The sequence below is a fragment of the Corynebacterium pacaense genome (assembly GCF_900169525.1).
Classification (GTDB): Bacteria; Actinomycetota; Actinomycetes; order Mycobacteriales; family Mycobacteriaceae; genus Corynebacterium; species Corynebacterium pacaense.
Window position 1 is genome coordinate 611,255 of record NZ_LT821240.1, and the last position, 21,629, is coordinate 632,883.

Annotated in this window: 22 protein-coding genes; 6 read left to right on the forward strand and 16 right to left on the reverse strand. The window is 65.1% G+C overall.

Annotated elements, in window-relative coordinates; translation table 11 throughout:
- Window positions 1-11: 11 nt before the first annotated feature.
- Window positions 12-653 (reverse strand): RNA polymerase sigma factor SigE, encoded by a 642-nt coding sequence (sigE, locus tag B7E02_RS09890; RefSeq protein ID WP_080795578.1) that lies wholly within the window; start codon window positions 651-653, stop codon window positions 12-14.
- Window positions 654-830: 177 nt separating this feature from the next.
- Between sigE and B7E02_RS09895 the strand changes: the two genes are divergently transcribed.
- Entirely contained in the window at window positions 831-1,475 is a 645-nt protein-coding gene (locus B7E02_RS09895; RefSeq protein WP_080796889.1) for an O-methyltransferase, read from the forward strand.
- Window positions 1,476-1,688: 213 nt separating this feature from the next.
- Here the strand turns inward: B7E02_RS09895 and glgC are convergent, their stop codons facing one another.
- Window positions 1,689-2,918 carry a glucose-1-phosphate adenylyltransferase gene (glgC, locus tag B7E02_RS09900; RefSeq protein ID WP_080795581.1) on the reverse strand — a complete coding sequence of 410 codons (1,230 nt, stop codon included), beginning with the start codon at window positions 2,916-2,918 and terminating at the stop codon, window positions 1,689-1,691.
- Window positions 2,919-3,009: 91 nt separating this feature from the next.
- On the opposite strand from glgC, the gene glgA reads away from it, so the two are divergent.
- Window positions 3,010-4,182 (forward strand): glycogen synthase, encoded by a 1,173-nt coding sequence (glgA, locus tag B7E02_RS09905; RefSeq protein WP_080795585.1) that lies wholly within the window; start codon window positions 3,010-3,012, stop codon window positions 4,180-4,182.
- Window positions 4,183-4,281: 99 nt separating this feature from the next.
- A complete protein-coding gene (locus tag B7E02_RS09910) occupies window positions 4,282-5,787 on the forward strand; it encodes a GH32 C-terminal domain-containing protein (protein WP_080795587.1) in 1,506 nt (501 codons plus the stop codon).
- An 18-nt stretch (window positions 5,788-5,805) separates the two neighbouring features.
- Here B7E02_RS09910 and B7E02_RS09915 read toward each other — a convergent pair whose 3' ends face one another.
- The 7 genes from B7E02_RS09915 to dapE all read right to left on the reverse strand — a co-directional run bounded on the left by B7E02_RS09915 (window position 5,806) and on the right by dapE (window position 10,932).
- A complete protein-coding gene (locus tag B7E02_RS09915; protein WP_080795589.1) occupies window positions 5,806-6,678 on the reverse strand; it encodes a methyltransferase domain-containing protein in 873 nt (290 codons plus the stop codon).
- Window positions 6,679-6,749: 71 nt separating this feature from the next.
- Window positions 6,750-6,917 (reverse strand): DUF3117 domain-containing protein, encoded by a 168-nt coding sequence (locus tag B7E02_RS09920; protein ID WP_080795592.1) that lies wholly within the window; start codon window positions 6,915-6,917, stop codon window positions 6,750-6,752.
- Window positions 6,918-6,979: 62 nt separating this feature from the next.
- Window positions 6,980-7,312, reverse strand: coding sequence for a DivIVA domain-containing protein (locus tag B7E02_RS09925; RefSeq protein ID WP_080795594.1), 333 nt, complete (start codon window positions 7,310-7,312; stop codon window positions 6,980-6,982).
- Window positions 7,306-8,043 (reverse strand): glucosyl-3-phosphoglycerate synthase, encoded by a 738-nt coding sequence (locus tag B7E02_RS09930; protein WP_080795597.1) that lies wholly within the window; start codon window positions 8,041-8,043, stop codon window positions 7,306-7,308. The genes B7E02_RS09925 and B7E02_RS09930 overlap by 7 nt, the downstream gene beginning before the upstream one ends.
- Window positions 8,040-8,903, reverse strand: coding sequence for a dihydropteroate synthase (folP, locus tag B7E02_RS09935; protein WP_080795599.1), 864 nt, complete (start codon window positions 8,901-8,903; stop codon window positions 8,040-8,042). The genes B7E02_RS09930 and folP overlap by 4 nt, the downstream gene beginning before the upstream one ends.
- Window positions 8,904-8,925: 22 nt before the next feature.
- Window positions 8,926-9,708: an LOG family protein gene (locus B7E02_RS09940; protein WP_080795604.1), complete on the reverse strand. Its 783-nt coding sequence runs from the start codon at window positions 9,706-9,708 to the stop codon at window positions 8,926-8,928.
- Between the two features lie 90 nt (window positions 9,709-9,798).
- Entirely contained in the window at window positions 9,799-10,932 is a 1,134-nt protein-coding gene (gene dapE / locus B7E02_RS09945; RefSeq protein ID WP_245802244.1) for a succinyl-diaminopimelate desuccinylase, read from the reverse strand.
- Window positions 10,933-11,006: 74 nt separating this feature from the next.
- On the opposite strand from dapE, the gene B7E02_RS09950 reads away from it, so the two are divergent.
- From B7E02_RS09950 to dapD, 3 genes are all read left to right on the forward strand, one after another.
- Entirely contained in the window at window positions 11,007-11,966 is a 960-nt protein-coding gene (locus B7E02_RS09950; protein WP_080795612.1) for a DapH/DapD/GlmU-related protein, read from the forward strand.
- A 102-nt stretch (window positions 11,967-12,068) separates the two neighbouring features.
- Entirely contained in the window at window positions 12,069-13,457 is a 1,389-nt protein-coding gene (gene aroP / locus B7E02_RS09955; protein WP_179129749.1) for an aromatic amino acid transport protein AroP, read from the forward strand.
- A gap of 51 nt (window positions 13,458-13,508) precedes the next feature.
- Complete coding sequence (gene dapD, locus B7E02_RS09960) at window positions 13,509-14,429, forward strand: 2,3,4,5-tetrahydropyridine-2,6-dicarboxylate N-succinyltransferase (protein ID WP_080795614.1); 921 nt, start codon at window positions 13,509-13,511, stop codon at window positions 14,427-14,429.
- Between the two features lie 40 nt (window positions 14,430-14,469).
- Here dapD and B7E02_RS09965 read toward each other — a convergent pair whose 3' ends face one another.
- The 7 genes from B7E02_RS09965 to typA all read right to left on the reverse strand — a co-directional run bounded on the left by B7E02_RS09965 (window position 14,470) and on the right by typA (window position 21,531).
- Window positions 14,470-15,051: a GtrA family protein gene (locus B7E02_RS09965; protein WP_080796891.1), complete on the reverse strand. Its 582-nt coding sequence runs from the start codon at window positions 15,049-15,051 to the stop codon at window positions 14,470-14,472.
- A 90-nt stretch (window positions 15,052-15,141) separates the two neighbouring features.
- On the reverse strand, window positions 15,142-16,257 hold the full coding sequence (gene dapC / locus B7E02_RS09970; RefSeq protein WP_080795617.1) for a succinyldiaminopimelate transaminase: 1,116 nt from the start codon (window positions 16,255-16,257) through the stop codon (window positions 15,142-15,144).
- 11 nt (window positions 16,258-16,268) lie between these two features.
- A complete protein-coding gene (fdxA, locus tag B7E02_RS09975; protein WP_080795620.1) occupies window positions 16,269-16,586 on the reverse strand; it encodes a ferredoxin in 318 nt (105 codons plus the stop codon).
- Window positions 16,587-16,652: 66 nt separating this feature from the next.
- Window positions 16,653-17,057 carry a hypothetical protein gene (locus B7E02_RS09980; protein WP_080795623.1) on the reverse strand — a complete coding sequence of 135 codons (405 nt, stop codon included), beginning with the start codon at window positions 17,055-17,057 and terminating at the stop codon, window positions 16,653-16,655.
- Window positions 17,054-17,962: an N-acetyl-1-D-myo-inositol-2-amino-2-deoxy-alpha-D-glucopyranoside deacetylase gene (gene mshB / locus B7E02_RS09985; protein WP_080795627.1), complete on the reverse strand. Its 909-nt coding sequence runs from the start codon at window positions 17,960-17,962 to the stop codon at window positions 17,054-17,056. The genes B7E02_RS09980 and mshB overlap by 4 nt, the downstream gene beginning before the upstream one ends.
- Window positions 17,946-19,490: an ABC transporter family substrate-binding protein gene (locus B7E02_RS09990; RefSeq protein WP_179129707.1), complete on the reverse strand. Its 1,545-nt coding sequence runs from the start codon at window positions 19,488-19,490 to the stop codon at window positions 17,946-17,948. Before B7E02_RS09990 ends, mshB begins: the two co-directional genes overlap by 17 nt.
- Before the next feature lie 127 nt (window positions 19,491-19,617).
- Window positions 19,618-21,531, reverse strand: coding sequence for a translational GTPase TypA (gene typA / locus B7E02_RS09995; protein WP_080795629.1), 1,914 nt, complete (start codon window positions 21,529-21,531; stop codon window positions 19,618-19,620).
- Window positions 21,532-21,629: the final 98 nt, after the last annotated feature.

Here is a 21,629-nt window from a genome sequence, read left to right on the forward strand (position 1 = left end):
GCGAACGCGGACTAGGTGGTGGGTACGAGCAGCGAGGCATCCTCACTTACCTTGGCCGCGGACTCGATGCTGGCGCGCAGTTGGCTGCGTCCGCGGTGAATGCGTGAACGTACCGTGCCCATCTTCACACCGAGTGTCTCGGCGATCTCGTCATAGCTCATCCCGACGACGTCACACAGCAGTACCGCCACTCGGAAATCAGGGCTGAGCTCATCGAGTGCGCTCTGCAGCGCCGGGTCGAGGTTGGCCACGCTGTAGGCCTGCTCCGGGGTCATGTCCGTACCCGGAACCCGCTCATAGTCCTCGGGCAGCGCCTCCATGCGGATCTTGCCGCGGTGTCGGACCATATCAAGGAAGAGATTGGTGGTGATTCGGTGCAACCAGCCCTCGAAGGTCCCGGGCTGGTAGTTCTTCAGGGAGCGGAACACCCGCATGAACGTCTCCTGGGTAAGATCCTCAGCGTCATGCTGGTTGCCGGAGAGTCGGAAAGCCAGGCGGTAGACACTGTCCGCATGTTCTGCAACCAGTTCGCCCCACGTCGGCATATCGGCCTGTCCAGCATCAAAAGCAGCGGTGCCGGTCAATTCCTCGGTGGTTTCCGGGGCAAGTTGATCAGACTCGGCGTGTGCAAGATCACGGGACTTCTTTTCCATGGAGTTAATTGTGCATCACTGAACTTAAGAAATCTAGATCACTAGCTGTGTAACATCTGGCAGTTATACACTTGAGGCGATTTTGTGACTTCAGGAACGAAATCACCTGCATTTCCCCTCCCGAACCCGCGTGTGGTACCCCCATCCGCCCACAGAACCAGCCTACACTTGGCACTTGTGAGTACCGCTTTCGAGTTCATCCGAACCTACGTCGAGTCCACCACCGACATCGACCCCGCCCTGGCAACGGCACGTGAGGACGCCACCGAGTTCGGCCTCGCCATCCCCGATGAGATGACCGGTCAGCTGCTGAGCACTCTCACCGCGGCAACCAACAGCGCCAGCTCCACCGGCGCCATCGCCGTCACGCCTGCGGCCGGAGTGGTGGGCTTGCACCTGCTCCTGGGCCTGCGCGAGGGTACGACGCTGACCTGCATCGATCCCGAAAGCGAGCACCAGCGACAGGCCAAGAAGGTCTTCCGCGATGCGGGTTACGCCCCGGGACGCGTCCGCTTCCTCCCCTCGCGGCCACTCGACGTCATGGGCCGCCTGGCCAACGACAGCTACCAGCTCGTCTTCGGCCAGGTCTCCCCGATGGATCTCGTCGCCTTCGTCGACGCCGCCTGGCCACTGCTGCTACCAGGCGGAATTCTGGTCCTGGCCGACTCGCTTCTCGACGGCACCCTCAGCGACCACACCCGGAAGGACCGCGAAACCGTCGCAGCCCGAGAGGCCGATGAACACATCCGCGCCCTCGACGGTGCCCTCGTGGCCCGCCTCCCCCTCGGTGCTGGCCTGACCTTGGTGACCAGGCTGCCCTAGCATCGAGGGCCGGGCCCCACCCCGCCGCGCCCAGCACACTGACAGGGTGTGGACAAGCGGGTCAAACTTTCAGCGCCCTGCGCCGGAGACGACCGGTGTCCGGACTTCACCCCGGCCATCAACGCCGCCCACGGGGGCAGCACGGGTCGACAAGCACAAAGCACCGTGGCCACCGGCACTCCGGCGACCACGGTGATCTCAGTTTGTAGTGGCTTAAACCACGCTGTTCTTGCCCACCACGACAACGCCACCTGCACTGACGGTGAACCGCTGCGCGTCGCGGACGTGATCGACCCCGATGAGCTCGCCGTCGCTGACCACGACGTTCTTGTCCAGGATCGCGTGGCGGACCACCGCGCCCTTTCCAATTCGCACTCCCGGCATGAGCACCGCGCCCTCGACGGTGGCGCCTTCCTCGACAACAACGTCGGTGGACAGCACCGAGTTACGGACGGTACCCGCGGAGATGATCGAACCCGGGGCCACCATGGAGGACTGCGCGATGCCGCCCTGCACGAACTTCGCCGGTGGCAGGTTGCCCTCGACGGTGGTGTGGATCGGCCACTGGGCGTTGTAGAGATTGAAGATCGGATGCACAGAAATCAGGTCCATGTGGCATTCATAGAAGGCGTCGATGGTACCGACATCACGCCAGTAGCCCTTGTCGCGCTCGGTGGCGCCGGGAACCTCGTTTGCCGAGAAGTCATAGACATGGGCGTCATTGCGCCTGACGAAGTAGGGGATGATGTCTCCGCCCATGTCATGATCGGAGTCCTCATCCTCGGCATCGTCCTTGAGTGCCCGCACCAGCGCCTCGGTGGTGAAAATGTAGTTTCCCATGGACGCGTAGGTGGCATCCGGATCATCCGGCGTTCCGGGGGGATCCGCGGGCTTCTCCAGAAACTCCGTGATGTTGCCCTCGTCGTCGGACTGGATGCAGCCGAAGGCCGTGGCCTCCTTGCGCGGAACGCGGATACCGGCGACCGAGACGGACCTTCCGGAGGCGATGTGCTCCTCCATCATCTGGCTCGGGTCCATGCGGTACACATGGTCGGCGCCGAAAACGATGACGTAGTCCGGCTTTTCGTCGGAGATGAGGTTCAGTGACTGCAGAATCGCGTCGGCTGACCCGGTGAACCACCTCTTGCCCAGGCGCTGCTGCGCGGGCACAGAGGTGATGTACTGGCCGGTCGGTCCGATCACCTTCCAGGACAGCGAGATGTGCCTGTCCAGGGAGTGTGACTTGTACTGGGTGAGAACGCAGATCTTCAAGAAGCCCGCGTTCACCAGATTCGACAGCACGAAATCGATGAGCCGGTATGTACCCCCGAAGGGCACCGCGGGCTTAGCGCGGTCCCCGGTCAGAGGATACAGCCGCTTGCCCTCGCCACCCGCGAGGACGATTGCTAAAACATTTGGTCTACCCTTCACACTTTCAACCATAAATCCATTTTGCTGATTCCGCTTGGAAGTGGGAAAAGAAATCATGGGCACCCCCCTGCGCGCTTCGATTCGGCGGGCTAATCTCAAGGACATGAGAGTCGCAATGATGACAAGAGAGTATCCCCCGGAGGTCTACGGAGGCGCCGGCGTCCATGTAACCGAGCTCACCCGCTTCATGCGCGAAATCGTGCCGGTGGATGTCCACTGCATGGGTGCACCTCGCCATGAGGAGGGCGTGTTCGTCCACGGCGTCGATCCCGCACTCGAGAATGCGAATCCCGCGCTGAAAACGCTGTCCACCGGCCTCCGCATGGCCGATGCCGCCAACAACGTCGATGTGGTCCACTCCCACACCTGGTACACCGGGCTCGGCGGACACCTCGCCGGGCGCCTCCACGGCATCCCCCACGTGGCCACCGCGCACTCCCTCGAGCCGGACCGTCCATGGAAGCGCGAGCAGCTCGGCGGCGGCTATGACGTCTCCTCGTGGTCGGAGAAGAACGCCATGGAGTACGCGGACGCCGTGATCGCGGTCTCCGCACGGATGAAGGATTCCATCCTCGCCGCCTACCCCCGAATTGAGCCGGACAGGGTCCGGGTGGTGCTCAACGGCATCGACACGAAGCTGTGGCAGCCGCGCCCGACCTTCGATCTGGCCGAGGACTCTGTCCTGCGCTCCCTCGGCGTCGATCCGTCGCGTCCCATCGTCGCCTTCGTGGGGAGGATCACCCGCCAGAAGGGCGTGGAGCACCTGGTCAAGGCCGCGAAGCTTTTCGACGAGGGCGTCCAGCTGGTCCTCTGCGCAGGTGCCCCAGACACCCCCGAGATCGCCGCACGCACCAAGGCGCTCGTCGAGGAGCTGCAGGCGGGCCGGGAGGGGGTGTACTGGGTCCAGGAGATGCTCGACCGCGACAAGATCCAGGAGATCCTCACCGCCGCGGACACCTTCGTGTGTCCCTCAATCTACGAGCCGCTGGGGATCGTCAACCTCGAGGCCATGGCCTGTTCCACCGCGGTGGTCGCCTCCGATGTCGGCGGGATTCCCGAGGTGGTCGTCGACGGCGTCACCGGAACCCTCGTGCACTATGACGAGAATGATGCCGCGGGCTTCGAGGCGGGACTGGCCGCGGCGGTCAACGAGATGGTGGAGGACCGGGCACGCGCCGAGCGCTTCGGGAAGGCCGGCCGCCAGCGCGCCATCGACGACTTCTCCTGGGAGACCATCGCCCAGCAGACCGTCGATGTGTACAAGTCACTCCTGTGACGGCGCGCTGAACTGGTCTTTCTCCCCTGCTGTGGAGGCAGTGGCTACCCTCGATCAGCAGGAACACTGCCCGTCGACGTGAAAGCTAGGATCACCCACATGGCTGAAACTGACCATACCCACCGCCCGGAGCTGCACATCACCTCCGAGACCGGTGTGCTCAACGCACCCGCCGGAGTGCTTCTCGACGGCGCCACCTGGCATGTATTCCACCAGTACCGCCCCGAGGCGGACAGTGGGCCGCGCTGGGGACACCAGTTCGCCGAGGGCGCACCCTTCGTGTGGGAGGTCGCAGATGACGTCCTCGCCCCGACAGGTGGCGAGACGCAGAACCGGGCCGGATCCGTGGTCTCCAACGGCTCCGGTGTGGATCTCTACTTCACCTCGGTCACCTCCGCGGGGGCATCCATCCACCTGGCGCGGATCCAGGATCTTCCCGCGACCCTGGAGACCGTCTCCGAGGATCCCTTCGTCCTGGACAGCCATGTCGTGCGTATCGGTCGCGTCGTCGGGGACACCGAGGACTGGAAGAACTTCCGCTCCCCCTGCGTGATCCCCGGCTGGGAGGACGGGAGCAACCGCGAGGAGGGGCACGAGGGCTGGTTGATGCTCGCCGTCACCGGACCCGCCGAGTCCCCGACCGTGGTGGTGCTGAACTCACCCGACGGCATGGACTGGCAGGTGCAGGGCCCCCTGACCTTCGCGGGGTACTCAGGGCTGGACGGAGGGGAGGTTCTGGTTAGCCCCCGGGTAATCAGGCTCCGCGATGAGGTCGACCATGAGATCTACGATATTGTCATCGTCACCATCGAGAAGGATGGAATCGACATCTCCGGCTACCTCGTCGGCCGACTCACCGGATCCGAGTTCAGCGTGAGCACGCCGTTCACGCGGGTGGACTTCGGCCACGACTTCTCCCGACCGCGCAACACCAACTTCACTCCCGGCACGGTCAGGGAGGAGTCCCGCTATGACGAGGCCTTCATCTTCGGACTCATGAACGGCATCGGACGCCTCGATGATCCACAGACCCACCTGTCCCTGGCCACCGAGGGCTGGGCGAACGCGATCACGGTTCCCCGGGTGGCCACCCTCCAGGGCGGGACACTCTTCCAGACCCCGCCCAAGGGTCTCCTCGACGCCATCCACGATTCCGAGGCGGCCGCCGGGTGGACGGGACTGTGTGAGATTCCGCAGGGAAGTTCGGTATCGGTGGCACTCATCGACGCCGGGGGCGACACCGCTGCGGTGGTCTCACACCGCCACAATGAACTGGTCATCGACCGCTCGATGAATCCCCATCACCCCGATTCCCCGTGGGCGGTCGCCCCGCTCACCGCGGAAGACACCGATTCCATGTTCATCCTTGTTGACGGTTCCACGGTGGAGGTCTTCGCCGACGGCGGCTACGTGGCCATGGCCTCGCGGGTCTACTTCGACGGCGGGCCCATCTCCGCCTTCGACGTCTCCATCACCGGCGACGCCTGTGTACGGCGTTCCAGCGCGGTCTTTCCGGAGACCTTCTCCTCCTCCGGGCTTCCCGATCTGGATGATCTCACCGAGTTCAATGACGACGAGGAGCCCGACGAGGGGCTGGTGCGCTAGCACCCCTGGTAAAGGGGTCTAGCGGGGCAGCGGTTCCAGACGGGTGACCTTCGCGCGTGCGGTGACGGTCATCTGGGAGGGCAGGGCGGCGATCCGCTCGGCCAGCGCCTCGGGCTTGATGTGGCGCGCTGACGGGCTCATCCCAATCTGTGAGGCGATGGAGCTCTGATCCAGCAGCATCTCGAACTCGATGGTGTCGCTCTCACCGACCGGACGCAGGTTTCCGGCGGCCTGTTCGATCATGCGCTCGACCTTGCCCGACTCCACATCGATGATGCCGAGGGGCTCGCGCAGCTCCGCGAGGTGCCCGGTGTCCGCGGTGAGCACCACCACCTGACCACGGGGCTTGAGGATGCGGGCGAACTCGGCGGCGTTGCGGGGGGCGAAGATCACGGTGACGGCATCGACGGACTGATCGGCGATGGGCAGGCGCGCCCACGCGTCGGCGATGACCGCACCGACGCGCGGGTGGCATCTGGCCAGGTGCTTCGCGGCGTGGACGGAGACATCTATACCGATTCCCCTCGATCCGGCGATGCTGTCCAGGGTGTGGGACAGGTAGTAGCCGGTGCCCGCACCGATCTCGCAGATCACCGGCGAGGCGTCGTCGGCCACCTCTCCCGCATCGAGAACCTGCTGCACATGCTCGGTCACGGCCTCGACGAAAGGTGCGAAATGGCCACCGGAAAGGAAGGTTTCCCTTTCGGCGACCATCGCGGCATCATCACCGGAATAGCGCAGACCCGCACCGCCGGCCAGTGTCACATACCCCTGCCGGGCTACGTCATAGGAGTGCCCTGATTCAGAGACAAGTCTGGTGAAATCATCGGCGCCCCTCAACGGGGTTCCGTCGATCGGATCTGCCAGGACATCAATGATGTGAGAAAGCACTTGCGCATTACTCCTTGAAGTGGGTGTTTAACACGTCGGATACATCGTACCCGCGGAGTAATCGAGTCCGGCTATTTGGATGCCTCGGTCAGCAGCGCGCCGAGTTCGGCGGCCTCTTCCTTGTTCAGCTCAACGACCAGTCGTCCACCGCCATCGGAGGGAATCCTCATCACAATCTTGCGGCCCTCCTCGGCCGCCTCCATCGGGCCACTACCGGTCCTCGGCTTCATAGCTGCCATGTTGATCCCAGCTCCTCACACGGTTTAGACAATCCGCAACAAACGCGGCTCACCGGTCCATTTTAGCCGTTTTCTCTCCCGATGGGGGCGGGCGGTTGATTAAAGCGCAGGTCATCTCCTTTTTCCAGGAGCCGTGCCTGGAGAGAGTCAATCTGGTGACGCAGCTCCTCGATGACATCGTCGACCTGGTCCTGGCGATACCCGCGCAGGACGGTGTCAAACATGATCTCATCGATCTCCCCGTGCTCGAGCCTGGTCCTGTTGTACTCCAGGACCTCATCGTTGGACGGCAGCGGCATCGTCCGCTCGCCACGGCCGAAGACGGTGGCGAAGAAGAACGTGAATAAAACCACCAGCGCGGCGAGCACGATGATCATCAGAATCCATGTCAGCATAGAACAGAGCTTAACGGACCACGCTGCGTCAGCGGCACCTGAACACCGCTGCGGTTGAGGATGGTGGCGGCCACCACCTCCGCCATCGGCCCCAGTGCTGCCAGCGACTGGTGGCTGTGACTCCTGCTGCCCAGGTCGACCTCCGTGATCGCGGCGACGCCGTGGGTGGCCGCGACGTCGATAAGCAGACCGGCCTCCACCCCGTAACCGTCGACAAAGGGCAGGTCGAGCGCGGTGCCACGGCGCAGAGCGTACTCGCCACCCAGGGGCTGGCTGATGTGCGCCAGCTCCGGAAACAGAAGTCGGAGCAGGGGTTTCGCGGTCAGTTCCGTGACCCTGCCTCCGCCTTGGGGGCTGGTGCCGAAGGTGCGCAGGTAGTCCGCCCTGACCATGTGGATTCCGGGGTCATCGAACGGTCTGACCAGGGCGGAGACCATCCCCGGTTCGAAGGACCGCAGATCGGCGTCGACGAAGACGACGATCTCACCGCGTGCCGCCGCCACCCCGCGCCACAATGACTCCCCCTTGCCCGGACGGGTCGGGATATCGGGGAGGATCGACGCCCAGTTGAGCACCCTCGCGCCGGCGGCCGTCGCCTCCTCCGCGGTGGCGTCGGTGGAGTCCGCATCAATGACCAGAACCTCCAGGGGGTCGTCCGCCAGGGCCGCACGCACCACCGCGCCCACGGTCGCGGCCTCGTTGAGTGCGGGAATGACCACGCTCACGCTCATGCCAGCCCCCTGATCGTGTTCAGGGGCGCGACATCCCCGGCGATGGCGGCCGTCATCTGCAGCACGTCGAAGGTATCGGAGACCTCGTGGACGCGGAAGGCCGCAACCCCGTGCGCCGCGGCCCATGCCGTCGCCGCCAGCGTGCCAGGGACCCGCTCCTGAACCGGCCGGTTGACGGTCTCCCCGATGAAATCCTTGTTCGACAGTGCCATGAGCACCGGCCACCCCGTGGCCACGATCTCTCCGACCCGGCGGAGCAGCTCCAGTCCGTGGAAGGTGTTTTTGCCGAAGTCATGGGTGGGATCAATGAGGATGCGGTCCTCTGGAACGCCCGCAGCGACCGCGCGTTCGGCGAGGGAGGTCGTTTCTGCGATCACATCCGCGACGACGTCATCGAAATGGACACGGTGCGGCCTGGTCCGGGGCCGAGCTCCCCCGGTGTGGGAGCACACGTAACCCACGCGGTGCTGGCCGGCGACCTCCAGCAGCTCCGGATCCGCGCCCGCCCAGGTGTCGTTGACCAGGGTGGCACCCGCGGCGATCGCGGCATCGGCCACCGATGAGCGCCAGGTGTCCACCGACACCGCCACCCCGGGAAAACGCGTGACGACGCCGGCGATGATGGGCACCACCCGCTCCACCTCCTCCGCCGCGGAGACGAACTCACCGGGGCCGGCCTTGACCCCGCCGATATCGATGATCCCCGCGCCCTGCGCCACCACCTGCGCCACCCGGTCCAGGGCGGCGGTGTCCCCGAAGGTCGCTCCCCTGTCATAGAAGGAATCCGGGGTGCGGTTGACGATCGCCATGATCACGGGCAGCGGGCCCGTGCGGTAGGCGGAGGAAACGGGCACAGTCATGGGCTTCAATCTATCCGGAAGGTCAGTTGCGGCGGCGTGCGACGTCGAGACCGGCGTGGGCCTCGACGATGAAACGGACCGCTTCGGTGACGTCATCGGTGAGCAGGACACGGTCGATGTCATTGGCGTTGATCAGCCCCTCATCGACGAGTCGGGCGCGGATCCACTCCACCAGACCGGACCAGAACTCGGTGCCGATGAGCACGATTGGGAAGTTGGTGACCTTGCCTGTCTGCACCATGCACAGGACCTCGAAGAGTTCATCGAGGGTGCCGAAACCGCCGGGGAGACAGACGAAGGCCTGCGAATACTTCAGGAACATGGTCTTGCGTGCGAAGAAATACCGGAAGTTCAGACCCAGATCCACATAGTCGTTGAGATGCTGCTCGTGCGGGAGCTCAATGCCCAGTCCGACCGAGAGTCCGCCCGCCTGGCTGGCCCCGCGGTTGGGTGCCTCCATCAGGCCCGGACCGCCACCGGTGACCACCGCGTAGTCGGCCTCGGCCAGCTTCTCCCCGACCTCCACACCCGTGTCGTAGTAGGGATGGCCCTCCGGGATGCGGGCGGAGCCGAAAACCGTCACGGCCTTGGGCAGTTCCTGGAGTGCATCGAAACCGGAGACGAACTCCGCCTGGATGCGCAGCACCCGCCAGGGATCGGCGTGTTTCCAATCGTGATCCGCGCGCATCTCCAGCAGACGCTGGTCGAAGGTGCTGGAATCATCCGTTTCCGCCTGCGACCTGCGGAGAACCGGGCCGATGAGAAGTCGGTTCTTGTCCGGGTGCGGGGTTTTGTTCGGAGCCAAGGAATACCCTCCTGGTGATCAGGGACGATGGACCATCCACGATATCGACAAACCATGATGGCTGCGCGCTGTGCGGTCAGATAGGTGTGGTCAGACGGGTGTGGTCAGATAGGTCCGGAGAATTCCGGCGACATCGGTGATTTGCCGGGCGGGACACTGCTCATCGCGTTTGTGCGCGAAGGAGGGGTCACCCGCACCGAAGTTGAGCGCGGGGACCCCGAGTCCGGAGAAGCGCGCCACATCGGTCCAGCCGAACTTCGCCCTGACCTTCTCCGCCCCCACCGCCCGGATCAGTCCCCTGGTCACCGGCTTGGACAGCCCGGGCCGTGCGCCACCGACGGCATCGTCGATCTCCCACTCGATACCCTTCGCGCCACCGTCCTTGAGCCCCAGTGCGACCAGGACATGGTCGAGCGCCTCCTCCAGACTCCGGTCGGGGGCGAAACGGAAGTTGACGAACATCCACGCCAGGTCCGGGATGACATTGGTGGCGACACCGGATTCACAGTGCACGATGTTGAGTCCCTCACGGTACTCGAGGCCGTCGATGTCCACCGTCGCCGGTTGATACTCGGCCACCCGAGCGATGTAGGGGCTGAGTTTGTGCATGGCGTTGTCCCCCATCCAGGAGCGTGCGCTGTGGGCACGGGTTCCGTGGGCGGTGACGCGCAGCCGGATCGAGCCCTGGCAGCCGGCCTCGATCCAGGCGCCGGTGGGCTCACCGAGAAGTGCCAGATCACCCCGCAGCCACCCGGGGTGACTGTCCTCGATGTGGCCCAGTCCGTTGAACTCCGTGGCCACCTCCTCCCCCTCGTAGGCGATCAGCGTCAGATCGTGTGCGAGGTCGGGGTCCGCGGCCAGGTGGGCGAAGGCGTGCAGGTAGGCTGCGAGGCCGGATTTCATGTCCACCGAGCCGCACCCGAAGAGCACCCCGCCCTCCATGTGACCGGGGACGTTGTCCGCGATGGGAACGGTGTCGATGTGCCCGGCGAGGATCACCCGCGAGCCCAGTCCGCGGTCGGTGCGCGCCATGACGTTGTGATTGAAGCGAAATACTTCCACACCGGGTAGATTAAGCACTCGTAGGGCAGTGTCAATGGCGTCCGCAATCGATTTCTCCCTCCCTGAGGGACTGGGTATGTCCACCAGCTGCTGAGTCAGTGTGATGGGATCCGCCAGGAGATCAAGGACGGGGACGGTCAAGGGTGTCTGCTCGTGTTCCACGGGGACCAGCCTACAAACATGGACTGCTGTTGAGCAGAACACCTGGTACGTGAGATGAAAGTGTGAGCAATTCAATGACTTCTCGAGGAGCTATCGGCATCGGTATCGCAAGCATCGCGATGGACGGCACCGTGTTGGACACCTGGTATCCGGAACCGGAGCTCTTCGATCGCGCTCTGTGGGAGCACTCACGCAGCCAGGGAACGGTGCGCCTTGGTGGGCGCGAGCTCAGCGCGAGAATGCTCTCCCTGGTCAAACTCGATGAGGACCGCCTGGTCGAGCAGGTGGCGGTGCGCACCATCATCGACGACCTGGATGATCCGCCCGTCGACGCACACGATGTTTATCTGCGCCTGCACCTGCTCTCCCACCGACTGGTCCGCCCGCACGAACTGAACATGGACGGAACGCTTGACCTGCTGGCCAATGTGGTGTGGACCAACAAGGGACCCTGCCAGCCGGAGAATTTCGAGTGGGTGCGCACCTCACTGCGGTCCCGCGGGCTGATCCACGTCTACTGCGTGGACCGCCTGCCCCGCATGGTCGATTACGTCGTCCCCTCCGGAGTGCGGATCTCCGAGGCCGAGAGGGTCCGCCTGGGCGCCTACCTCGCCCCGGGGACCTCGGTGCTCCGCGAGGGTTTCGTCTCCTTCAACTCCGGCACCCTCGGCGCCGCCAAGGTGGAGGGACGGTTGTCCTCCGGGGTGGTCATCGGTGAGGGTTCGGAGATCGGACTGTCCTCCACGATCATGTCCCCCCGCGATGAACTACGGCGCAGGCTGCCACTGAGCATCGGACGAAACTGCACCTTCGGGGTCAGCTCCGGCATCATCGGGGTCAGTGTGGGCGACAATTTCCACATCGGCAACAACATCGTCCTCGATGATGAGACACCGGTGTGGTTCCCGGAGTTCGATGAGCTGCGCACCGTCAAGGCCATCGAGGGCGAGTCGAACTGGGCGATCCGACGCGAGGTCGGCCACTACGAGCCCACAGCACGGCGGATCCCCCCGCTGGACGGTGCCAGCGGCTGACGGGGGCGTCGAAAAGCTGGCCCGAATGGGTGGGTGTCCACCCGTGGGTTTACGGTGGAGGTCATGGCAAAGAATGTGGGTTCCGCCGCGGCGGACACAGGAATGAAGACAGATGTGGCCCTGTCCGGACTGGGTACCGGGCTTCGCACGCGCCATCTGACGATGATGGGCCTTGGCTCGGCCATCGGCGCCGGCCTCTTCCTGGGCACCGGCGTGGGCATCCGCGCCGCCGGCCCCGCGGTGCTCCTGGCCTATATCATCGCCGGCGCCATCGTGGTCATGGTCATGCAGATGCTCGGCGAGCTCGCCGCCGCCCGGCCCGCCTCTGGCAGCTTCTCCCGTTATGGCGAGGACGCCTTCGGCCACTGGGCCGGTTTCTCCCTCGGCTGGCTGTACTGGTTCACGCTCATCATGGTCATGGGCGCCGAGATGACCGGCGCCGCGGCGATGATGGGCGCCTGGTTCGGGGTGGAACCGTGGATCCCGGCGCTGGTCTGCGTGGTGTTCTTCGCGGTGGTCAACCTGGCCCAGGTGCGGGGCTTCGGGGAGTTCGAGTACTGGTTCGCCTTCATCAAGGTGGCTGTGATCATCGCCTTCCTCATCATCGGCGTCCTGCTGATCTTCGGTCTGCTGCCCGGTCACTCCTTCGTGGGAACCACCAATTTCATCGGCGAGCACGGATTCATGCCCAACGGCCTGTCCGGTGTCGCCACCGGTCTGCTCGCGGTCGCATTCGCCTTCGGTGGCATTGAAATCGTCACCATCGCCGCCGCCGAATCGGACAAGCCGCGTGAGGCGATCTCGTTGGCGGTGCGCGCCGTGATCCTGCGCATCTCGGTGTTCTACCTCGGCTCCGTGCTGGTGATCACCTTCCTCATGCCCTACAACTCCATCGACAACGCCAACACCGCGGCCGAGTCGCCCTTCACCCAGATCCTGTCCATGGCCAACATCCCGGGAGCCGTCGGCCTGATGGAGGCCGTCATCGTCCTGGCATTGCTCTCCGCCTTCAACGCCCAGATCTACGCCACCTCCCGCCTCGTCTACTCGATGGCCGGACGCCGCGACGCACCGCGGGTGTTCGCCTCCCTGAGCTCCTCCAGGGTCCCCACCAACGCCGTTCTGCTGTCGATGTTCTTCGCCTTCGCCTCGGTCGGCCTGCAGTACTGGAATCCCGCCGGCCTGCTGGACTTTCTGCTCAACGCCGTCGGCGGGTGCCTGATCGTGGTGTGGATCATGATCGCCCTGAGCCAGCTCAAGCTCCGCCCGGAGCTGGAAAGAAACGGCGAGATCTCCACCGTGCGGATGTGGGGACACCCCTGGTTGGGGATCCTCACCCTGGTCGCGATCATGGGCCTTATCGTGCTGATGCTCACCGATGCGGACTCGCGTGGCCAGGTGTTTTCCGTGGCCATCGTCTACGGTTTCCTGGTGGCGCTGTCCTTTGCCACCGTCAACAGTCCGCTCCGCAGGCACCGGGCCACCTCCTAGTCCGAGGTACCGGTGTGGACTGGTCGAACCATGGAAATTAAGGTTGGTGCTATGACTTTTGCCTCCGCAACCGGAATTGCCACACTAACCGCCGATGACACGGTCCTCGACGTCTGGTTTCCCGCGCCCTCGCTGACGCGTGAACCCGACACCTCCGCATCCCTGCGCGCCTCCCTCGACGCCCTGGCCGGCGAGGACCCGGACCGTGGTGTCACCCGCAGGATCGTCGAGGTCCGCATCGACTCCCTCGAGCAGGCACCGGCGGACACCTACGACGCCTGGCTTCGCCTGCACCTGCTCTCCCACCGCCTGGTCAGGCCACACGGCCTCAATCTCGATGGAGTGTTCGGGCTGCTCACCAACGTGGTGTGGACGAACTTCGGCCCCTGCGCCGTGGAGGACTTCGCCCTCACCCGCCTCCGCCTGAGCCTGCGTGGCCAGGTGACCGTGTACTCGGTGGACAAGTTCCCCCGTATGGTCGACTACGTCGTTCCCGACGGGGTGCGCATCGGCGACGCCGACCGCGTCCGGCTCGGCGCCTACCTCGCGCCGGGCACCACCGTGATGCACGAGGGGTTCGTCAACTTCAACGCGGGCACCCTGGGAACCTCCATGGTGGAGGGACGCATCTCGGCGGGAGTCGTCGTCGGCGACGGCACGGATGTCGGTGGCGGCGCCTCGATCATGGGCACCCTCTCCGGTGGCGGGCAGCACGTGATCTCCCTCGGTGAGCGCTGCCTCCTCGGAGCCAACTCCGGCTGCGGCATCCCCCTCGGAGATGACTGCATCATCGAATCCGGCCTCTACGTCACCGCGGGCACCAAGGTGCTTATCGACGGCCAGACCGCCAAGGCCGCCACCCTCGCCGGGCGCTCGGGGCTGATCTTCCGTCGCAACTCAATCAGCGGCGCTGTGGAGGCCGTGCCCAACTCCAAGGTCGTGGAACTGAACTCCGCCCTGCACAAAAACTGAGCCCTCGACCATCCCCCGGTCCGGCCGGGGGGAGATGGGACTACTTTAGCTTCACAACAGGTTCCTGGGCCTCAACGACCCGCACGTTGGGTTTGCGGAAGGCCCAGTACTTGTTCACCAGGAAGTTCACCGGCATGGCCACCAGGATCGAGATCACGGTCACCCAGTAGAACTTAGTGCGCAGACCGGTGGAATCATCGAAGATCTCCGAGGACAGTGCGATCGGCGAGGTGGGGTTCATCAGCAGGGTGGCCACGAACTGGCTGAACACGAAAGCGATCAGCCCGGTGGCCAGGAAGGGGAAGAATCCCCGCCACCAGCCGCGCATGTTCTTCGTCCGGAAGGTCCAGGAACGGTTGAGCTGATAGTTCCAGGTGTTGGCGACCAGGAAGGCGATGGTCATGAACACGTGGTACCAGCGGATGTGGAAGCTGCTGCCGAGCAGGTTCATGAAGGCATCATGCTCGGAGATTCCCGCGGTCCATCCCGCGATCTTCTTCGACAGCGCCGCCACAATCAGATTCACCACGGTTCCGGACCCACCGACCAGGCCGAACTGCAGGAACTGACGGCAGGCCCTCCGAAAGCGGGCACCCCAGCTTGGTTTCTCGGTCACCCGCATGCCTCTTCCACTGTCGACGAACATTTAGGCATCTCATTCTAGTCTGATTGGCTGCGGTTCTTGAAACCGGAGCCGGACGCGCCCGCAGGCTCAGCCGAGTCGGGCCACGGCGGCGTCGATACGCTCATCGGTCTCGGTGAGCGCCACCCGGACGTGGTCGACCCCGCGGGGGCCGTAGAAGTCGCCGGGGGCGACCAGAATGCCACGCTCGGCGAACCAGTCGACGGTGTCCCTGCAGGCCTGTCCACGGGTGACCCAGAGGTACAGTCCGGCCTCGGAATCATCGATGCGGAACCCCGCCCCCAGGAGCGCCTTCATGAGCTTCACACGGCGATGCGCATAGATCAACTTCTGCCCCGCCTCCTGCTCATCGTCCTCGAGCGCGGCGACCATGGCCGCCTGAATCGGATAGGGCACCATGAGACCGAAGTGCTTGCGCACCCCCGTCAGCTCCGCGATCAGTGCCGGATCTCCGGCGAGGTAGCCGGCGCGGTACGACGCCATGTTCGAGGTCTTTGACAGCGAATGGATCGCCAGCAGCCCCGTGTGGTCGTCGCCGCAGACCCGGGGGTCGAGGATGGAGACGGGCGCATTGGCATCGTCCCACCCCAGGCCCAGGTAGCATTCGTCGGCCGCGAGGATGACCCCGTTCTCCCGCGCCCAGCCCACGACCTTGCGCAGGTGCTCCACCCCGAGAACCTTCCCCGTCGGGTTGGACGGGGAGTTGATGAACATCAGGGCGGGAATCTCCGGGCCGAGCTTGAGCAGCGAATCCGACCGCAGGACACGGGCACCGGCGGCCTCGACAGCCACCTCGTAGGTGGGGTAGGCCACCTCGGGAATGACCACGCTGAGGCCCTCCCCGATTCCCAGCAGCGTCGGAAGTAGTGCGATGGCCTCCTTGGTCCCCACCACCGGTAGCACGGACCCGGAATCCAGAGCCGTCATGTTGTAGCGTCGCCCTAGCGAGGCGCAGATCGCCTCCCGCAGTTCTGGGGTGCCCACCGTCTGCGGATAGCCGGGGAAGGCCGCCGCCCTGGACAGCGCGATCTGGATACCCGGGGCGACCGGATCCACCGGGGTTCCCACCGAGAGGTTGACTATGCCACCCGGGTGGGCGGCCGCCTTCGCCTTGGCCTCGGCGAGGGAGTCCCAGGGAAAGTCCGGGAGTCTGTCAATCAACGGGGTACGGGTATGAAGGCTCATGGATCTAAAGGTTAGGCCTGCGGGGGAAGGGCGGCAATCAGCGGGTGGTCAAAATCTTGGGGGCCGAGTTTGGCGGCTCCACCCGGCGAACCGAGATCGTCGAAGAACCCGGCGTTGGCCTCGTTGTAGTCAAGCCACTCATCCGGAACATCATCCTCGTAGAAGATTGCCTCAACCGGGCAGGCCGGTTCGCAGGCACCACAGTCGACGCACTCGTCCGGGTGGATGTAGAGCGAGCGCTTGCCTTCATAGATGCAGTCGACGGGGCATTCCTCAACGCAGGCACGATCCATGACGTCAACGCAGGGCTGTGCGATTGTGTAGGTCATCGGTACTCGAATACTCCTGGTTTCCTGTGAAATAACGAATCGAAAAGGGTGATCGGGTTTATTATGCTACGCCGTCTTCAACAAGGGCCAAATCCCCCCGCTGACGCCCGCGCAGAGCAGCAGAATGCTGCGCATGGTCGAGGGCACCAACTGGTCCCCCGAGGACAGTGTCCACAGTGACAGTGCCATGAATCCGGCCACCCAGACGAGCAGAGGTGTCGCCGCCACCGCCCGGGAGTCCGTCCAGAGCATGGATGTCCTGGTCAGAACGATATTGAAGAGGAAAGCAACGAGGATGGTATAGGGAAAGGGGATCAATGCGCCCCCGGGGAGCGTGATCCAGGTGCCCAGATAGATTACTTCCAGCATGACTGAAATCAGGGCACCGAGACTGAGCCACAAAAGCCCGCCGAGGACCTCGCCGCGCCCCAGCCCCCGGTGAATGAAACTCTTGTTGCGCTCCCCCTTCATCTCCCCCGCCAATCCAGCCCGTCCAGCAGCCCGGCAGCATCCTCGGGGAAGGGTGTTCCCGCACCGAGCTGATAGTGCTCGTGGCGCAGCACCGGCTGGGCGATGAGGTTCGACAGCGCCCACACCACGGGGGCGGCGGCGGGGTCGCTGACGGTGGCGAAGGCGGCGTGGGGGTTGGTCACGGAGACGCTGCCGTCGGCGATCCATATCTGTGTGGCATGCGCCCGCATCGCCTCGACCTTGGCACTGAAATCGGCGTCCCCGAGCTCGAGCGCGAGGTCCACGGAGTCGACGCTTGCCAGCTCGCCAGGTTCGGCCCTACGCCAGCCGCTCGGCACCCCGGCGATCGCATCCAATCCCGCGGAGAGCTCGGCGGTGTCGGTCACGGCCCACACGATTCGCGGGGTCCCCACCGCTGCCGCCGCCTCGTGGGTGATCTGATGGGCCCTGATGTGATCGGGGTGCCCGTAGCCGCCATCGGGACCGTAGGTGATCAGCAGATGGGGCTGCAGTTCCCGCAGGCGCGTCACCAGCTGCCCGACGGCGGTCGAACCCGAGTGGATGAACGCCCGCGGGTGTCCGTTAGCGGGGTCTCCGATCATGCCCGAATCTCGCCAGCGGCCGGCACCGCCGAGGAACTCGCCGCGGACCCCGAGTGCCCGGAGGCTGAGGTCGAGTTCCCGGATGCGGAAACCACCCAGCTGATCGGCGTCGGAGTTGACCAGTCCCGCATAGGTCTCCCCGATCACCTCACCCTGCTCGCCGAGGGTGCAGGTGATCACGGTGACATTCGCGCCACGCCCGGCGAGGTTCGCCAGTGCTCCCGCCGTGGTGATCGCCTCATCGTCCGGGTGCGCATGGACCGCGACGATCCGCGCCCCCGAGAGATCACTGTTGATTGTCATTCTTCCTCCAATTCGCCGCGCCGGCGATCCCTCCCGGCCATGCGGCCCCATCACCTGACGCTCCCACGATACCCCCTGTGCGCGCCTCCACCCGCGTCTCCCGGAGCAGCGGGAGACTCAGTGCGTGGGTGGCGTTGAACTCACCCGCCCACGCCCGCGCCGATACCGGATCCACGGCACCGGCCACGACCCTGGCCAGGAAGGTATCCGTATCGGGATCGCACCACACCGAGAGGTTGCTGTGGACCTCCTGTTCACACTGGTAGCGGCTGGCCAGCGAGAGCGGGTTCTCCGCGCTCCTGCGCCAGGTGATCACGGCGTCGATCTCGCCGTCCGGCAGCGCCTGTTCCAGGGCCGAGGCCAGGTCCGTGGACACCGTGCCTGCCGCGATGCCGTGCACCGCCAGTTGATCGACGACGGCGCGCGCCGCCGCCACGGCCTGGTCGTCGGCGGGGTCCACCGCGATCCGGAGCGGGCGTTCCGGCAACTTCTCGACGCCTCCGAAGTCCACCCGCTCCGGGACCGACAGTTGGGCGCCCCGCCCGGCGGCGAGCCGGGCGGTGGTGGGGGCGTCGATTAGCGAAAGGACGGTGCTGCGCACCCCTGCGTCAAGGACCTTCGCGTTAAGCGTCAGTTCGAGGGTTCGGTCGGTATCCGAAACCCGCAGGTCCGTGCCTGGCAGGAGGGTGAAGGTGTCCACCAGGGTCTCCGTCGGGGTGAGGTTCATGAATGCACTCTGTCCCGTGCGCAGGAACTCCCCCGCCCGCGATGCGCTGCCGGCCGTCTGGAAGGTGAGAAGTTCCGTGGAGGCGGGGTTCGCGCCCCAGAAACGATCATTGCGCGAGAGCACGACCACGCCGCGCTGTCTGTCGATGGAACGGACCATGTAGCGCCCGGCCGACGCCGGGATCGTATCGTAGAAGGCCGAGGCGAAGTCGCTTCCGGCGACCAGGTGGCTCGGCAGCAGGTTGTCAAAGAGCTGGTTCCAGTCCGCGACGGGTTCGGACAGGTCAACCTCGACCGTCTTCCCGCCACCGGTGACCCGGACCGCGGAGATGGCGTGGTACCCGGCGGCGTCAATAACCCCCGGCGTCGTGGTCATCGCCTGCCAGAGGAAGGAGAAGTCAGCCCCGGTGATCGGGGTTCCGTCACTCCACTGCGCCTCCTGCGCGATCTGGTAGCGGATGGTTCCCCCGACCTCCTCGACACTTTCCAGCAGGTCCGTGTTCGGCCGGTCGTCGACGAAGGCGCTCGGGAGCACCAGCGCCGCCATGTCGCGCACGAAGGAGGTGTCATCGGCGACCAGATGCGGATTGAAACCGTTGCGCAGCGCATCGATGCCCACGCTGATGTTGTTGCGGGTGCCCTCCGGCTCCCCGGCCTCCGCCGTTGTCGTACGGGTCGAGGTCTGGGTTTCGGTTGTACTGGTCTCCTCCTCCACCGGAGCCGGCCCCGGGTTGGCGTGGCAGGCCGCCAGGGCTCCCGCCAGGAGCAGGGGGCCGACAAGGTGTGGCAGGCGGTGTTTCACGAGGCTCGATTCTAGACGATTGACCCGGGGACCCGTGGCCCGTGCGGGTGCGGGCAGGTGACACGACAAAAGGCCCACCACCACGGCGGGTGCGTGGAAGGGTGGGCCGGATGCTCGGGTTGCGTAACTACTTGTTCATGCTCTTGGCGCGGGAGCGGGCGCGACCGCGTTCGGTGGCGTTGAGGATCACCTTGCGCACGCGGATGGTCTCCGGGGTGACCTCCACACACTCGTCCTGACCACAGAACTCCATGGCCTCGTCGAGGGAGAGGTTCCGCGCCTTGGCGAGGGTGACCGTGGTGTCCGCCGAAGCCGCACGCATGTTGGTCAGCTTCTTCTCACGGGTGATGTTGATGTCCATGTCCTCGTCGCGGTTGTTGGCGCCGACGACCATGCCCTCATAGGCCTCGGTGCCCGGCTCGACGAAGAAGGAGCCACGGTCCGCGAGCTGGGTGAGTGCGTACTGGGTGATCTGGCCCGTGCGGTCGGCCACCAGGGATCCGGACGCGCGGCCCTTGATCTCCCCCGCCCACGGCTCGAAGCCGTCGGAGTAGTGGTTGGCGATACCGGTGCCGCGGGTCTCAGTCATGAACTGGGTGCGGAAGCCGATCAGGCCGCGGGAGGGAACCTTGAATTCCATGCGGACCCAGTCGGAGGAGGGTGAGGTGCCCATGGAGACCATCTGGCCCTTGCGCACGGCCAGCAGCTGCGTGACCGCGCCCTGGTACTCACCGGGGACGTCAATGACCAGGTGCTCGAAGGGCTCGTAGGTCTTGCCGTCGATGATCTTCGGCACCACCTGCGGCTTGCCGACGGTCAGTTCGAAGCCCTCGCGGCGCATGGTCTCAACGAGAATGGACAGCGCCATCTCACCGCGGCCCTGGACCTCCCAGGCGTCGGGACGCTCGGTGGGCAGCACCTTCAGCGAGACGTTGCCGATCAGCTCCTGCTCCAGACGTGCCTTCACCAGGCGGGCGGTGAGCTTGTCGCCGCCGCCGCGTCCGGCCATGGGAGAGGTGTTGACACCGATGGTCATGGAGATGGCCGGATCGTCGACGGTGATGCGCGGGAGGGCGACCGGATGCTCCAGATCGGCGAGGGTGTCGCCGATCATGATGTCCTCGATGCCGGAGACGGCGGCGATATCGCCGGCGACGACCTCGGTGGCCGGGACACGGGTGACGCCGACGGTGGCCAGCAGCTCCGCGATCTTGGCGGTCTTGGTGTGCTGGTTACCCTCGTCGTCGTAGTGGATCCAGGCGACCTGCTGGCCCTTGCGCAGGGTGCCCGCGTGCACGCGCACCAGGCCGATGCGGCCGAGGAAGGAGGAGGAGTCCAGGTTGGTCACATGCGCCTGCAGCGGGGCGTCGATGTTGGCGGCCGGCTCCGGAAGCACCTTGTAAAGGGTGTCGAACAGGGGCATGAGGTCCGGGGAGTCCGGGACGTTTCCGTTGCCGGGGTTCTCGGTGGATGCCTTGCCCTCGCGGCCGGAGGTGTAGAGCACGGGCAGATCGAGGAGCTGCTCGGCGGCCTCCGCGGCCTCCTCGTCATCGAGTGCCGAGGCGAGTTCGAGGAGCAGGTCCTGCGACTCCTCGACGACCTCGTCGATGCGGGCATCGGGGCGGTCGGTCTTGTTCACGGCGATGATCACCGGCATCTTCGCCGCCAGTGCCTTACCCAGCACGAAACGGGTCTGGGGCAGCGGGCCCTCGGAGGCGTCGACAAGCAGCACCACGCCGTCGACCATGGACAGCGCGCGTTCCACCTCGCCACCGAAGTCGGCGTGGCCGGGGGTATCGATGACGTTGATGATCAGGTCATTGCCGTCCCGTCCTGCCCCCTTCCGACGAATCGCGGTGTTCTTGGCCAGGATGGTGATGCCTTTTTCCTTCTCCAGGTCACCGGAATCCATCACACGATCTGTAACTTCGCCGTGGTCGCCGAAGACACCGGACTGTTCGAGCATGGCGTTGACGAGTGTGGTCTTTCCGTGGTCAACGTGCGCGACGATCGCTACGTTGCGAAACTCTGGATGGGTCACTGGGGGCATTCTCCTGAACGGAATAAATATGGAAAGCGCGGAAGTATCACGTGGACTCTCCGCGCTCATTGTTTTGATCGGCCATAAGAATACTCCGT

Coding starts and splice junctions, on each gene's coding strand:
- sigE (WP_080795578.1), bottom strand. CDS start 653: ATGGAAAAGAAGTCCCGTGATCTTGCACACGCCGAGTCTGATCAACTT.
- glgC (WP_080795581.1), bottom strand. CDS start 2,918: ATGGTTGAAAGTGTGAAGGGTAGACCAAATGTTTTAGCAATCGTCCTC.
- glgA (WP_080795585.1), top strand. CDS start 3,010: ATGAGAGTCGCAATGATGACAAGAGAGTATCCCCCGGAGGTCTACGGA.
- B7E02_RS09910 (WP_080795587.1), top strand. CDS start 4,282: ATGGCTGAAACTGACCATACCCACCGCCCGGAGCTGCACATCACCTCC.
- B7E02_RS09920 (WP_080795592.1), bottom strand. CDS start 6,917: ATGGCAGCTATGAAGCCGAGGACCGGTAGTGGCCCGATGGAGGCGGCC.
- B7E02_RS09925 (WP_080795594.1), bottom strand. CDS start 7,312: ATGCTGACATGGATTCTGATGATCATCGTGCTCGCCGCGCTGGTGGTT.
- B7E02_RS09930 (WP_080795597.1), bottom strand. CDS start 8,043: ATGAGCGTGAGCGTGGTCATTCCCGCACTCAACGAGGCCGCGACCGTG.
- folP (WP_080795599.1), bottom strand. CDS start 8,903: ATGACTGTGCCCGTTTCCTCCGCCTACCGCACGGGCCCGCTGCCCGTG.
- B7E02_RS09950 (WP_080795612.1), top strand. CDS start 11,007: ATGACTTCTCGAGGAGCTATCGGCATCGGTATCGCAAGCATCGCGATG.
- aroP (WP_179129749.1), top strand. CDS start 12,069: ATGAAGACAGATGTGGCCCTGTCCGGACTGGGTACCGGGCTTCGCACG.
- dapD (WP_080795614.1), top strand. CDS start 13,509: ATGACTTTTGCCTCCGCAACCGGAATTGCCACACTAACCGCCGATGAC.
- B7E02_RS09965 (WP_080796891.1), bottom strand. CDS start 15,051: ATGCGGGTGACCGAGAAACCAAGCTGGGGTGCCCGCTTTCGGAGGGCC.
- dapC (WP_080795617.1), bottom strand. CDS start 16,257: ATGAGCCTTCATACCCGTACCCCGTTGATTGACAGACTCCCGGACTTT.
- fdxA (WP_080795620.1), bottom strand. CDS start 16,586: ATGACCTACACAATCGCACAGCCCTGCGTTGACGTCATGGATCGTGCC.
- B7E02_RS09980 (WP_080795623.1), bottom strand. CDS start 17,057: ATGAAGGGGGAGCGCAACAAGAGTTTCATTCACCGGGGGCTGGGGCGC.
- mshB (WP_080795627.1), bottom strand. CDS start 17,962: ATGACAATCAACAGTGATCTCTCGGGGGCGCGGATCGTCGCGGTCCAT.